Raw genomic sequence first — 15,385 nt, forward strand, 5'->3', positions numbered from 1 at the left:
CTAAGGGCGCTCGGTGTCCACCAATGCCGCGGTGAGGACGTGGCCGATCCGCGCCAGCGCGGACTCCGAGGTCATCCGCCAGTGCGAGGCGTGCACCGCGTGGTTGTGCACGGTGCCGTCCACGGCGTCGGCCCAGCTCGCGGCGCCCGCGGCGCCGGTGGGATCGTCCAGCGCGGCGGTGAAGTACAGCAGGTTGCCCTTGTACGGGCGGGGGCGGTAGCGCCGGATCAACTCCAGTGACCCGGCCCCCGCGCTCAGCACTCGGTCGAGGCGGTCGGCGCCGAACGAGGCGAACGGCTCGGGCAGTCGCGCGAGCCTGCGCGCGAGGCGGGGCAGGTCCAGTTCGGCGTCCCCGTCATCGGCCGCTTCGCCGAGCAACCCGCCGAGCAGATCGGCGACCGGCAGGGCGGTGACCTCCTCCGCCTCGACCCGCAGCGAGCTGTCCATCATGGCCAGGACCGCCACCCGCTGGCCCTGCTCCTGCAACTGCGTCGCCACCGCGTGCGCCAGCACGCCGCCGAGCGACCAGCCGAGCAGGTGGTACGGCCCGTCGGGCTGCACGGCGCGGATCTCCCGCACGTACCGGCGCGCCCAGTCGTCGATGGACTCCGGAAGGGCCTCGCCCGGGTTCAGCATCGGCGACTGGATGCCGTACACGTCCCGTTCCGGGTCCAGGTGCGCCGCGAGACCCGCGAAGGACCACGCCACACCACCGGCGGGATGGATGCAGAACAGCGGCTCCCGAGCGCCGCCGGTGCGCAGCGCGAGCACGACGTCGAACGCGGCGGCCGCCTCGACCCGGCCGCGACCGCAGCGGTGCTGCTCCAGCTGGGCGATCAGGCGGGCCGGCGTCGGCGCGGCGAACAGCCAGAGCACCGGGATCTGCTCACCCAGTGCCGCGCTCAGGCGGGCGGCCAAGCGGGTGGCCAGCAGCGAGTTACCGCCGCGTTCGAAGAAGTTGTCGTCCAGGCCGACCCGCTCGGCGGCGAGCACCTCGGCGAAGTCTGCGCACACGGCACGTTCCAGATCGGTGCCGGGTGCGCGGAATTCCCGCGCGTGCGGCTCCGGACGCGGCAAGGCCGCGCGATCGACCTTGCCGTTCGCGGTGAGCGGCAAGGTTTCCAGTTGCCGCAGCTGCGTTGGCACCATGTAGCTCGGCAGGACATCGGCCAACGCGGCGCGCAACGCGCCCGGGTCGAGCCGCTCGGCGGCGGTGAAATAGCCGGCCAGCGCGGCGTTCGCGCCGTCGGTGTCGTAGGCGAGGACGATCGCCGCGCCGATCTCGGGCCGCGAGCGAAGGGCGTGCTCGATCTCGGCGAGTTCGATGCGGTAGCCGCGGATCTTCACCTGGTGATCACGCCGCTCGACGTACTCGAGGTTGCCGTCGGCGGCCCAGCGCACCATGTCGCCGGTGCGGTAAAGGCGGGCGCCCGCGGGCCCGAACGGGTCGGCCACGAACCGTTCCGCGGTGAGTTCGGCTCGGCCGTGGTAACCGCGGGCCAGCTGCGCGCCGCCGAGGTACAGCTCACCGGTCACCCCGGCGGGCACCGGGTGCAGCCGGTCGTCGAGCACGTAGACCCGGTTACCGGATTGAGGCATGCCGATGGGCACCAGCGCCTGCCGGATATCGGTTTCCACCCGGAACCGGGTGACCGACACCGCGGCTTCGGTGGGTCCGTAGAGGTTGTCGATCCCGGCCGCGGTGAGCGCCTCGACCCGCCGCACCGTCGCGGCGGGCAACGCCTCGCCGATGACGAGCAACCGGCGCAGCGAACGCGGCAGCCTGCGCTCGCCGGAGGCTTCGGCCAGTAGCGACAGCAGCGAGGGCACCAGTGTCAGCGTCGTCACCGAAGCGCGGCGAACCAGGTCGAGCAGGCCGGCCGGGTCGCGCTGCGCGTCCTGCGGTGCGAGCACCAGCCGGGCTCCGGTTCGCAACGCCCACCAGTACTCCCACACCGACAGGTCGAAGGCGGCCGAGGTCAGTACCAGCGCCGCGTCGTCCGAGCCGAGCGCGTATTCCGACTGCATCCAGTCCAGCTGATGCGCGACCGCCCCGTGCGGCACCGCCACGCCCTTCGGCACACCGGTGGAACCGGAGGTGAAGATGACGTACGCGGTGTTCGCGGGAGAGAGCGCGGCGATCCGTTCGTCGTCTCGCACCGGATGGTCGGCCACGGTGTCGGTGACGGTCGAGATATCCAGCACCACACCGTGTTCCGATGCGGTCACGGGCAGCATCGGCTCGCGCGCCGAGGTGAGCACCAGGTGCGGTCCCGCGGCGGCGAGCACGCTCGCGGTGCGTTCCAGCGGATGCGCCGGGTCCAGCGGCACGTACGCGCCACCGGCCGTCACCACCGCGTACATCGCGACGAGCAGGTCGACGCTGCGCGGAATCGCCAGCGCGACAAGCTTCTCCGGGCCGATCCCGCGTGCGATGAGCACCCGGGCCAGCCGGTTGACCCGCGCGGCGAACTCCGCGTAGGTGAGGGTGGTGGCGTCGTCGACGATGGCGACCGCCTGTGGCGTCCTGGCCGCTTGCGCCTCGAACGCGACGATCAGCGTCGTCGGGGCGAAGGCCTGGTCGGCACGGTTCCAGGTCACCAGCACGCGCTCGGTCTCGGCCGGGTCCAGCAGCGCGAGATCACCGACGGGCAGCCGCGGGTCCGCGCACACCGCGTTCAGCAGCCGTTGCAGGCGGGTGGCGAAACCGGCCACCGTGGACTCGTCGAACAGGGCGGTGGCGTAGGTGAGCGAGGCCGCCATGCCCGCCGGGGTTCCGCCGGGGCCGTAGCGGTCGGTGACGACCAGATGCAGGTCGAATTGGGCGACCTCGGAGTCGAAATCGGCGGCGGTGGCGGTCAATCCGTCCAGCGAGAAATCGGCTTCCGCCTGGTTGTGGAAGGAGAAGCCGACCTGGAACAGCGGATGACGGGCGGTGGACCGCTCCGGGTTGAGCACCTCGACCAGACGCTCGAACGGGACGTCGGCGTGCGCGAAGGCCGCGACATCGGTGGCGCGGACGCGAGCGAGCAGGCCCGCGAAACCCTCGCCCGCGTCGACCTGGGCCCGCAGGACCAGTGTGTTGACGAACATGCCGACCACGTCGTCGAGTTCCGCCGCTCCGCGCCCGGCCACCGGCGTGCCCACCGCGATGTCCGCGGTGCCCGACAGGCGGGCGAGCAGCACCGCGAACGCCGCGTGCAGCACCATGAACAGCGTCGCGCCGGATTCACGGCCGAGTTCGGTCAGCCGGGCGTGCACGTCCGGGGCGATCGCGAAATCGACGTGCTTGCCGCGCGTCGCGACGACGGCGGGGCGCGGGCGATCGGTGGGCAGGCTCAGCTGCGCGGGCAGATCGGCCAGCGTCTCGGTCCAGAACCGGATCTGACGCGCCAGCAGCGAAGCGGGATCGTCCTCCGCGCCGAGCAGTTCGCGCTGCCACACGCTGAAATCGGTGTATTGCACCGGGAGCGGCGACCAGTCCGGCGCGGCGCCGCGTCTGCGTGCCGCGTAGGCGAGCATGACGTCGCGGGCCAACGGCGCCAGCGACGAGCCGTCGGCGGCGATGTGGTGCACCACGACGACGAGCACGTGCTCGGTGACCGGATCCGCCGCGGCGCCGTCGACCGGAGCGAACAGCCGGGCGCGGACGGGGACGGTGTCGGTGACGTCGAACCCGCCGCCGACGAAGTCGGCCACCGCCGCGGCGAGATCGTCGGCCGCGACGGCGATGGGCGCCAGCACCGGTGTGCTGTCGGCGACCCGCAAGACGACCTGCACCGGCCCGGACGCGTGCAGCGGGTAGACCGTGCGCAGCACGTCGTGGCGGGCGACGACGTCGCCGATCGCGGCGTTCAGCGCCGCCACGTCCAGCTCACCGGTCAGGCGCACCGCGAGCGGGATGTTGTAGGCGGTGGACTGCCGATCGAGGCGGTTGAGGAACCACATGCGCTGCTGCGCGAGCGAGAGGGGCACGGGGCCGGTCAGCGCGCGCCGGGTGAGCGCGGGGCGGGGGGCCGCACCGGAGGCGATCTCCAGCGCGCGGGCCAGCGCGGCGACCGTCGGGTGCTCGAACACCGCGCGGACGCCGACGGCGACCGCCAGCCGGTCCCCGAGCCGCGCGGCCAGCTGGGTCGCGGAAAGCGAGTTGCCGCCGCGGGCGAAGAAGTCGTCGTCCGCGCCGACGCGCTCGAGTCCGAGGACCTCCGCGACCGTTCGCGCCACCGCTCGCTCGACCTCGGTGCCGGGCGCGCGGAACGGCGCGGCGCGCAGTTCGGGCCGCGGCAGCGCGGTGCGGTCCAGCTTGCCGACCGGAGTAAGAGGCAGTTCGTCGAGCACCAGCACGCTGCTCGGCACCATGTACCCGGCGAGCGAGCGAGCTGCGTGCGCCAGCAGGTCGGCGACGTCGATCGTGTGGCCGAGGGCGGCGACGACGTAGGCGACCAGCGACACCGCGCCCGAGGCATCGGTGTGGCCCACGGTGACGGCCGTGCGCACCGTCTCGTGTGCCGCGAGCACGGCGTCGATCTCGCCGAGTTCGATGCGCAGGCCGCGCACCTTCACCTGCTGATCCGAACGCCCGACATAGCGCAGTGCGCCCGATCCGGTCCAGCGCACCAGGTCACCGGTCCGGTACAGCCGCCCGCCCGCGGGGCCGTAGGGGTCGGCGACGAACCGGGACGACGAAAGACCCGGCCGCGCATGATATCCCCGGGCCAGGCCGGGACCGCGCAGGTACAGCTCGCCGGTGACGCCGACCGGTACGGGCCGCAGCCTGCCGTCCAGCACCAGCGCGGACATGCCGTGGATCGGCGTGCCCAGATCGAGGGGATCACCGGGCCGCAACGCCGCGCTGATCGTCGCGATGACGGTGGTCTCGGTCGGGCCGTAGGTGTTGTGGAACGACCGGCCGGGCGCCCAGTGCCGCACCGTGTCCGGGCCGTAGGCTTCGCCTCCGACGGTGAGTTCCCGCAGGCAGCTCAGCTCGGCCGGGTCGAGCGTCGGCAGGACCGCCGGGGTGAGGAACGCGTGCGTCACCCGCCGGTCGCGGATGAGCGCGGTGAGTTCCGCGCCGCCGTAGACGCCAGGGGGCGCGATCACCAGCGCCGCCCCGGCGGACAGGGCCAGGAGCAGTTCGAGCATGGACGCGTCGAAGCTGGGCGAGGCCACGTGCAGGACGCGCGCGTCGGCGGTGACCGCGTACCGGTCCCGCTGCGCGAGGGCGACTCCGGCGAGACCGCCGTGCGTGGCGACCACGCCCTTGGGCGTGCCGGTGGAGCCGGAGGTGTAGATCATCCAGGCCGGGTTCTCCACCCGCACGGGGCGGATCAGCTCGGCGGCATCGATCGGTGCTCCGCTGTTGCGGCGCATCCGCGCCGCCGTGGACGGCGCGTCCAGCACCAGCCAATCGACGGCACCGGGCAGTGCCGCGCGGCAGGTGGCGATCGTCAGGCCCAGCGCCGCACCGGAATCGGTGAGCATGTGCGCGATCCGGTCGGCCGGATAGGTGGGGTCGACCGGAACGAACACCGCGCCCGTCTTGGCCACCGCCCACACCGCGAGCACGGAGCTGATCGAGCGCGGCACCGCCACGGCCACCACGTCCTCGGCGCCGATTCCGTGTCCGATGAGCATGCGCGCCAGCCGCGACGACTGCTCGTCCAGCGTCCGGTAGGTCAGCTGCCGGTCGCTCGCGACCAGCGCGACCGCGTCCGGGTCGAACGCGACCGCGACGGCCATCAGTTCGGCCAGCATGTGCGGCGGCACCGGCGCGTCGCCCCGGCGGCCGAGCAGGTCGGCGCGCTCGGCGGGCGCCAGCAGGTCGACCGTGCCGATCGGCGCGTCCGGTCGCGCCGTGAGCGCGCCGAGCAGCCTGCCGAAGCGGCGCAGCACGGCGCGGGCGGTGGCGCCGTCGAACAGGTCGGTGGCGTAGTCCAGTTCGACCGCGAGATGACCGTCGGCGTCGGGCTCGGCGGACACGGTGAACTGCCAGTCGAATCGGGCCACCGGCTCGTCGAACTCGACGGCGGTCAGCTCCAGGCCCGGCACGGTGAAGGGGCCGGTTCCGGCGTTCAGGTAGCTCAGCGCCACGGTGAACAGCGGATGCCTTGCCTGGGAGCGCTCGACGCCGAGTTCGTCGACCACCCGATCGAACGGCACGCCCGCGTGCTCGAAGGCGGCGACATCGACGGCTTTGGTCCGGGCGAGCAGATCGGTGAAGGAGCGGTCCTGGTCGAGGCGGGTGCGCAGCACCACGGTGTTGACGAACATGCCGACCAGGTCGTCCAGGGCCGCCGCGCCGCGGCCTGCCACCGGAGTGCCGATCGGGATGTCGTCGGAGCCCGACAGGCGAGCCAGCAGGACGGTGAGGGCGGCGTGGACCACCATGAACGGCGTCGCGTCGTGTCGCGCGGCCAGTTCGGCGACGCGCGCGGCGACACCGCCGCCGATTCTGGCCCGCACGTTCGCGCCGCGACCGGTCGCGACGGCCGGACGTGGACGGTCGGCGGGCAATTCGAGTTCGTCGGGCAGGTCGCGCAACGTCTCGGACCAATACGGAAGCTGCCGCGCAGCGGCTTTTTCCAGCTCGGCGTCCTGCCAGAGGGCGTAATCGGCGTACTGGGCGGCGAGAGCGGGCCAGACCGGGCGCGTGCCGAGGACCCGGGAGAGATAAGCCGTCAGCAGGTCGCGCAGCAGTGGGCTCATCGAGTAGCCGTCGGCCGCGATGTGGTGCACCACCGCGACCAGTACGTGACTGGTGGCGTGCTCGCGCAGCAGTGTGGCACGCACCGGGACCTCGGCGGTGACATCGAAACCGGCGGAGCGGATTTCGGCGATCCGGTCGTCTACGGCGCGGCCGTCCGGCGCTTCGACCGTCAATCGCACGGCGGCGCTGTCCGGCGGCAGGATCACCTGGTGACCCGCGCCGGTCGCGTCGGCCGGGTACAGCGTGCGCAAGCTCTCGTGCCGCGCCACGACGTCGGCGAACGCGGCCGCGAGGGCGTCGACGTTCAGTTCGCCCTCGATGCGCAGCGCGACCGGGATGTTGTGGGCGGGCGAAGCCGGGTCGAGCCGGTTGAGGAACCACATGCCGCGCTGGACGGGCGCGAGCGGAATGCGTTGCGGCCGTGGCCCAGCCACCAGCGGCACCACCCGCTCGGTCGCGGCCGCGTGCGCGGTGAGCAGTTCGGCCAGCGCGCCCACGGTCGGCGCCTCGAACAGCAGCCGCACCGGGACGCGGCGACCGAGCCGGTCGCCGATCCTGGCCAGTACCCGGGTGGCGCTGAGCGAGTTGCCGCCCAAGGCGAAGAAGTGGTCGTCGAGGCCGATCGGGCCGGAGCCCAGCACCGATTCGACGGCGTCGGCCACCACGCGTTCGGCGGGCGTCACCGGGGCGCGGTAGGCGACGCGGTCGAACACCGGTTCCGGCAGTGCCTTGTGGTCCAGCTTGCCGGAGGCGTTGAGCGGGAAGGCGTCCAGCGTGACCAGCGCCGAGGGGAGCATGTACGACGGCAGCGCGGCCGCGGCGGCGCGCAGCACCTCGGCATCCGACAGCGCCGCGCGCGGCTCGGCGGTGAGGTAGCCGACCAGGTGGTCGTCGCCGGTGACGGTGGTGACCACCCGGGCCGCCGCCTGCGCCACTCCCGGCGCGGCCGCGAGGGCGGCCTCGATCTCGCCGAGTTCGACGCGCTGGCCGCGGAACTTCACCTGGAAGTCGGTGCGGCCCAGATACACCAGTTCGGCGGTGTCGCCGCCGGCGTCCCAGCGCACCAGGTCACCGGTGCGGTACATCCGCTGCCCCGGTGCGCCGAACGGGTTGGCCACGAAGCGGTCCGCGGTGAGATCCGGCCTGCCGTGGTAGCCGCGCGCGAGCTGGACGCCCGCGAGATACAGCTCGCCCGCGACACCGGGCAGCGTCGGGCGCAGCCGCGAATCCAGCACGTAGACCCGGCTGTTCCATTCCGGGTTGCCGATCGGCAGGACGGTGCGGTCGCTCTCGCCCGTCACGTCGCGGTGGGTGATGCTCACCGCCGCTTCGGTCGGGCCATACAGGTTGTGCACCCGTGCGGCGCTCACCGTGCCGAACGCCCGCACGGTTTCGGCGGGCAGCGCCTCGCCGATGACGAACACCGTGTGCAGCGACTCGAGTGCGGCGCTGTGGCCGGCGGCCGCGAGGTGCCCGGCGAAGACGCTGAGCATCGACGGCACGAAATCGGTGATGGTGACTCGTCGCTCGGCGATCACCTGGGTGAGATAGCCCGGGTCGCGGTGGCCGTCCGGTGCGGCCAGCACCAGTGTGGCGCCGACGCGCAGGGGCAGGAAATAGCCCCACAGCGACACGTCGAACGTGGTCGCGGTCTTTTGCAGGTACACGTCGTCGGCGGTGAGGCCGTATCGCGATTGCATCCAGGTCATCTGGTTGACGATCGCCGCGTGTGACACGCTGACGCCCTTGGGTTTTCCGGTGGAGCCGCTGGTGAAGATCACATAGGCCGGGCTGCCGGGGTGGATCGGCGCGGAACGTTCGTCCGCCGCGATGGGGTCGTCGGAGTAGCCGTCCAGCGCGATGGCGTCGACCAGGACGGTGGCGACGGACTCGCCCGCGTCGATCCGATCGGCCGTCGTGGTGAGCACGGCCACGGGCCGCGCGGTCTCGAGAATGTGGGCGATGCGTCGCGCGGGGTGGTCGGGGTCGATCGGCACGTACGCGCCGCCCGCTTTGAGCACGGCGTACATCGCGATCACCAGCTCCGGTGAGCGCCGGATCGCCAGCGCAACCAGCGATTCCGGGCCGACGCCCGCCGCGATCAGGTGGCGGGCTAGCCGGTTGGCGCGCCGGTCCAGGTCGCCGTAGGTCACGGCGGCCGGGGGCGTCGCGCTGTCGGGCACGAACACCAGCGCCGGATCATCGGGCGTCGCGGCCGCCTGCGCCTCGAATTCGTCGAGCAGCAGTTCGTCGGCCAGGGCGGTGTGCGCGGAGTCGTTCCACTCGGTGACCACGCGGTGCAGTTCGCCCGTGCCGAACAGATCGATATCGCCGACCACCTGTTCCGGGTCGGCGGTGACCACGGCGAGCAGGCGGGCGAAGCGCTCGCCGAAGGTCTCGACGGTGGCGGCGTCGAACAGATCGGTGGCGTAGGTGAAGCGCAGCGAGTCGCCGGTGACGGTGAGCTGGAGGTCGAACGGCGTTGTCTCGTAGTCGAATTCATACTCTGTCACGGCGACGCCTGCCATGTCCAGGGTGACCGGCGCGAGATTCTGGAAGAACAGCGCGACCTGGAACAGCGGGTGCCTGGCCTGCGAGCGCGGCGGGTCGAGCACCTCGACCAGGCGCTCGAACGGCACGTCGGCGTGAGCGAAGGCGTCCAGGTCCTGCTCGCGCACCCGGCGCAGCACGGCGGCGAAGGTGTCCGAGCCGGGGACCCGCGCGCGCAACACCAAAGTGTTGACGAACATGCCGACCAGATCGTCCAGCGCCGCGTCACCGCGGCCCGCGACGGGCGCGCCGATCGCGATATCGTCCGTGCCGGAGAGTTTGGCCAGCAGGGTGGCCAGCGCGGCGTGCACGACCATGAACGGTGTGGCCTCGTAGCGCGCGGCCACGGCGGCGATGCCGTCGCCCACCTCGCCGGGCAGCGTCGTGGTCGTGCTCGCCGCGGCGTGCGAGGCGATCGGGGGGCGCGGGCGGTCGGCGGGCAGGTCGAGCTGAGCGGGCAGCCCGCGCAGCGTCTCGCGCCAGTACGCCAATTGCCGCGCGGCCACCGAGTGCGGGTCGTCCTCGGCGCCGAGCACCTCGCGCTGCCAGAGCGCGTAGTCGGCGTATTGCAGGTCGAGTTCGGTCCAGACCGGGGCGGTGCGCGTCGCGCGGGCCGCGTAGGCGGCGGCCAGATCGCGGGCCAGCGGCCCCATCGAGAAGCCGTCGGCCGCGATGTGGTGCACCACCAGGGCCAGCAGGTGATCGCGATCGGACCGGGTGACCAAGCCGATGCGCAGCGGCACCTCGGCGGTGAGGTCGAAGGGGGCGGCGACGAACTCCCGCAGCGCGCCCGCCGCATCCAGCACCTTGATCGCCGGGACGTGGGTGGCGTCGAGAATGCGCTGGTAGCCGATGCCGTCGTGGTCGGGGTACACGGTGCGCAGGGTTTCGTGCCTGCCGACCAGGTCGCCGACGGCGGCGGCGAGGGTGTCCGGGTCCAGATAGCCCGTGAGGCGGACCACCACCGCGATGTTGTGCACGGTCTCGGCGGGATCGAAGCGGTTGAGGAACCACATGCGCTGCTGCGCGGGCGAGAGCGGTACGCGTTCCGGACGCGGCCGCGGCGCGAGCGCGGGCTCGGCGCCCGTGCCCGCGAGCCGTTCGGCCCGTGCGGCCAGCGCGGTCACGGTCGGCGCCTCGAACAGCAGGCGCACCGGGATCTCGGCGTCCAGTTCGGCGCCCAGCCGGGCGGCGACCTGGGTGGCGATCAGCGAGTTGCCGCCGAGAGCGAAGAAGTCGTCGTCCGCGCCGACGCGCTCGACGCCGAGCAGCGTCGCGACGATCCGCGCGACGGTCGCCTCGACCCGGGTGGCCGGAGCCCGGTAGCCCGCGGTCGCGAACTCCGGCGCGGGCAGTGCGGCCCGGTCCAGCTTGCCCGAGGCGTTGACCGGGAACCGCTCGAGGACGACGAACGCCGTCGGCACCGCATACGCGGGCAGTTCGGCGCTCAGCGCGGCACGCACTCGCTCGGTGTCGAGTTCGTGGCGGCCCGACGCGACCAGGTAGGCGACCAGCTGATCGCCCAACCGCTCGTCCGAACGGACCAGCACCACCGCCTGCGCGACCGCGTCCAGCGCCAGCAGCGCCGATTCGACCTCGCCCGGCTCGATGCGCAGACCGCGCAGCTTGACCTGGAAGTCCGTCCGACCCAGATACTCCAGTTCACCGTCCGGCCGCCAGGCCACGAGGTCGCCCGTGCGGTACATCCGCGCTCCGGCAGGCCCGAACGGACCGGCCACGAACCGATCGGCGGTCAGTTCGGGGCGCGCCACGTAGCCCTGCGCCAACTGCGCGCCTGCCAGGTACAGCTCGCCCGGCACGCCGACGGGCACCGGCCGCAGCCGCGCGTCCAGCACCAGCAAGCGGGTGTTGGCCACCGGCCTGCCGATCGGCACGGACACCAGGTCCTCATCGGTCACCTCGTGATAGGTGACGTCGACAGCGGCCTCGGTTGGGCCGTACAGGTTGTGCACCCGCGCTCCGATCAGCTCTCGCGCCCGTTGCGCGGTAACCGCGGGCAATGCCTCGCCCGATGCGAAGACGCTGCGCAGCGTAATGCACTCACCTGTGCGTGGCTCCGCCAGGAAAACCCCCAGCACGGAGGGTACGAAGTGCACCGTCGTGACGCGCTGCTCGACGATCACGCGAGCCAGATAGGCCGGGTCGCGATGACCATCTGGACGAGTGACCACCAGCCGGGCGCCGAAAGCCAAGGGCCAGAAAAATTCCCAGACGGAAACATCGAAGGTGGCGGGGGTCTTTTGCAGCACCACGTCGTCGGCGGCCAGCGGATAGGCCGACTGCATCCATGTGAGGCGATTCACGATCGCCGCGTGGGTGACCGCGACGCCCTTCGGGCGTCCGGTCGATCCCGAGGTGAAGATCACATAAGCGGTGTGACCCGGCGCGGGTGACCCGAGCCGGTCCAGGGCGGTCAGCGGAGCGGTGGAGTAGCCGGTCAGGTCGAGCCGGTCGACCCGGACCTGTCGTGCCGCGCCCGCGTCCAGATCGAGGCCGGAGGTCAGCACGCACACCGGCCGTGCGGTCGACAGCACGTATTCCAGCCGCTCGGCCGGATGGTCGGGGTCGAGCGGGACGTACGCGCCGCCCGCGAGGGTGACCGCGTAGATGCCGAGCACCAGGTCCAGCGACCGGCGCATGCCGAGCGCGACCGGCGTGCCGGAGCCGACGCCCTGCCCGGCCAGCCAGCGCGCCAGCTGTCGCGCCCGCCCGGCGAACTCGGAGTACGTGAGCGTCGCGTAGCTACTCATGTGGGGGTGGTGGTCGGGCGACGAGTGGGCCATGGCGTGCCCCTCGACCGTGACCGCGGGCGCCTCCGGGGTCCTGGCCACCTGCGCCTCGAACAGCGAGACCAGCGTGGCCGCCGGGTCGACGGCGGCGGCGGTGTCGTTCCATCGGTCGAGCACCAGCGCCCGCTCGGCGTCGTCGAGGAGTTCGAGGTCGCCGACCCGCACGGAAGGGTCGGCCACCGCGGCCCGCAGCACCCGCGCGAAGCGAGCCCCGAACGTCTCGACGGTGGCCCGGTCGAACAGGTCCGTGGCGTAGCGCAGCACGCCGCGCAGCGCGTAACCGGTCTCCGCACGGTGCTCGGTCAATTCCACGGCCAGGTCGAACTGGGCGACGCGATTGTCCAGCGGATAGGCCGACACGGTGAGACCGGGCAGGCGCAGCACGGTGTCATCGTGCTGCTCGAAGGTGAGCAGCGTCTGCACGATCGGCGAATGCGCTTGCGAGCGGACCGGTTTCAGCTCCTCGACCAGACGCTCGAAAGGAAGGTCGGCGTGGGCGAAGGCCCGCACATCGGCCTCGCGCACGCGAGCGAGCAGTTCGGCGAAGGACGCGTCCGCCGCGATCGGGGTGCGCAGCACGAGGGTGTTGACGAACATGCCGACCAGGTCGTCCAGCGCTTGTTCGCCACGTCCCGCGACCGGGGTGCCGATGGCGACGTCGTCCACCCCGGTGAGGCGCGCGAGCAGCGCGGCGTAGGCGGCGTGCAGCACCATGAACATCGAGACCCCGCGCCGCCGAGCGAGTTCGGCGATCGAGCCGGTGAGGTCGGCGGGGATCGCGAACTCGACGGTGGCGCCGCGCCCGGAGGCCACAGCCGGGCGGGGACGGTCGGCGGGCAGCTCCAGCACCGGCGGGAGTCCGTCGAGTTCGGCCCGCCAGTAGGCGATCTGGGTCGACAGCGCCGAGTCCGGATCGTCGGCGGAGCCCAGCGCGGCGCGCTGCCAGAGGGTGAAGTCGGCGTATTGCACGGGCAGCGGACGCCACGACGGCGGCTCCCCGGCGGCGCGCGCGGTGTAGGCCGTCATGAGGTCGCGGGCCAGCGGCGCGGTGGAGACGCCGTCGGCGGCGATGTGGTGGACCACGACGGCGAGCAGGTGATCATCCGGCGCGACGCGAAACAGACTCGCCCGCACCGGGACACGTGTGCGCAGGTCGAAACTCTCGGCGGTCACCGCGAGTACCGCGCCACGCAGGTCCGGTTCGGTCACCTCGATCGGGTGCAGCGGCAGCTCGGGCACATCCGCGCCGCTGAGCACCACTTGGGTCGGGCCGTCGGCATCCGCGGGGAAGACGGTGCGCAGCGATTCGTGCCGATCGATCACGTCACGCACGGCAGCCCGCAACGCCGCCTCGTCCAGCGCGCCGGCGAGCCGGATGGTGATCGGGATGTGGTAGACCGCCGAATCCGGATCGAGCCGGTGCAGCAGCCACATGCGGGTCTGTGCCAGCGACAACGGGATCCGAGCGGGACGCTCGGCCGGGGCGAGCGCGGGCCTTGCGGTGTCCGGGCGCTGCGACCGGGCGACCCGCGACGCCAGCCCCGCCACGCTCGGCGTCTCGAACACCTCGCGCACGCTCAGCGCGCACCCGAAGGCGGCGTTGACCCTGGCGACCAGCCGCATGGCCAGCAGCGAATTGCCGCCGCGGGCGAAGAAGTCGTCGTCCGCGCCGATCCGCGCCGCACCGGTCAGGTCGGCGACCAGCGTGGCGAGCACCGCCTCGGTCCCCTCCCGCGGCGCACGGAACTCCCCTGCGGCGGCGGTGAGTTCGACGGCGGGCAGCGCCGACCGGTCGAGCTTGCCCACGGTGGTCAACGGCATCTCGTCGAGCACGACGACGTGGGTGGGCACCATGTACGCGGGCAGCTGGGCGCGCGCCTCGTCGAGCACCGCCTCCGGCCCCACGTCCGCCCCGGTGACGTAACCGACCAGGCATTCCTGTCCCGCGCCGTCGCGGGCCACGCGCACCGCCGCGTTCGTCACGCCGGTCGCGGCGGCGAGAACCGCCTCGATCTCCCCCAGCTCGATCCGCTGACCACGCAACTTGACCTGGAAGTCGTTGCGGCCCAAATACACCAGATCGCCGTCGCGATTCCAGCGCACCAGGTCACCGGTCCGGTACATCATGCGGCCGGGCACCCCGAACGGGTCGGCGACGAATCGTTCGGCGGTCAGCCCAGGGCGGGCGTGATACCCGCGCGCCAGTTGGTCGCCCGCGAGATACAGCTCTCCGGTGACGCCGATCGGCACCGGGCGCAACCGGGCGTCCAGCACGTAGGCCCTGGTGTTCCAGCACGGGCGGCCGATGGCCACGTCCCGACCGGCTCCCGCGTCGGCGTCGGTGAACTCGTGGTAGATCGCCGAGATCGCCGCCTCGGTGGGGCCGTAGGCGTTGTGCACCGCGCCGTCGAAGCTGCCGCGCAGCGCGGCGAGCAGGTCCGGGGTGAGCGCTTCGCCGCCGCAGTGCAGGTGCCGGAACGACCGCAGCGCGTCGCCCATGCCCTCGCCGAGCAGCGCGGCAAGCACCGAGGGCACGTACTCGGCGATGGTGATGCGGTGTTCGCGCAACAGGTCCGCGAAGTAGGTCAGGTCCAGGTGCCCGCCGGGGCGGGCGATCACCAGCGGCGCGCCGACGGCGATCGGCAGGAAGCATTCCCACACCGACACGTCGAAGGTCAGCGGCGCGCGTTGCAGGATGCGGTCGGACGCGGTGACCCGGTAGCGGAATTCCAGCCACCGCAGCTGGTTCATGATCGCGCGGTGCGTGACGGCCACGCCCTTCGGCCGCCCGGTGGAGCCGGAGGTGAACAGCACGTAGGCGGTGTTGTCCGGTCGCAGCGCGGCGACGCGCTCGGCATCGGTGACCGGGCCGTCGGTGACGCCGTCGAGATCGAGATCGGCGAGATCGAGGACGGCCACACCGTCCGGTGCGGGCAGCGTCGCGCCGCCCGCGGTCAGCACCAGCCGGGGCGCGGCGGTTCCGACGATCTGCGCCAGGCGTTCGGCCGGGTGCGCCGGATCGATCGGCAGGTACGCCGCGCCCGCGCGCACGATCGCGTACATCGCCACGAGCATGTCGATCGAGCGTGCGGCGGCCAGGCCGACGATGTCCTCCGGGCCCACACCCGCCTCGATCAGCCTGCGGGCCAGCCGGTTCACCCGGGAGGCGAACTCGGCGTAGGTCACCGCCGCGTCCTCGAAGCGCACGCCGACGCGCTCGGGCGTGGCGGCGACGCGGGCGGTGAGCAGGTCGTCCAGCGTCTCGGCGGGCAGCGCGTGCGCGGTGGCGTTGCGGTCCGACAGCAGCATGCCGCGCTCG

The 15,385-nt window shown here is 72.6% G+C and carries 1 protein-coding gene (running past one end of the window); it reads right to left on the bottom strand.

Translation table 11 applies throughout. From position 1 onward, the window contains the following. Window positions 1-15,385: the 3' portion of a non-ribosomal peptide synthase/polyketide synthase gene (locus tag ABZ420_RS15260; protein ID WP_357122322.1), read on the bottom strand. 9,977 nt of this gene lie beyond the right edge of the window; the window shows 15,385 of its 25,362 coding nt (coding positions 9,978-25,362); its start codon lies off the right edge, out of view; it ends in the stop codon at window positions 1-3.

Source organism: Nocardia sp. NPDC005745, from assembly GCF_040630775.1.
In the GTDB taxonomy this organism is placed as follows: domain Bacteria; phylum Actinomycetota; class Actinomycetes; order Mycobacteriales; family Mycobacteriaceae; genus Nocardia.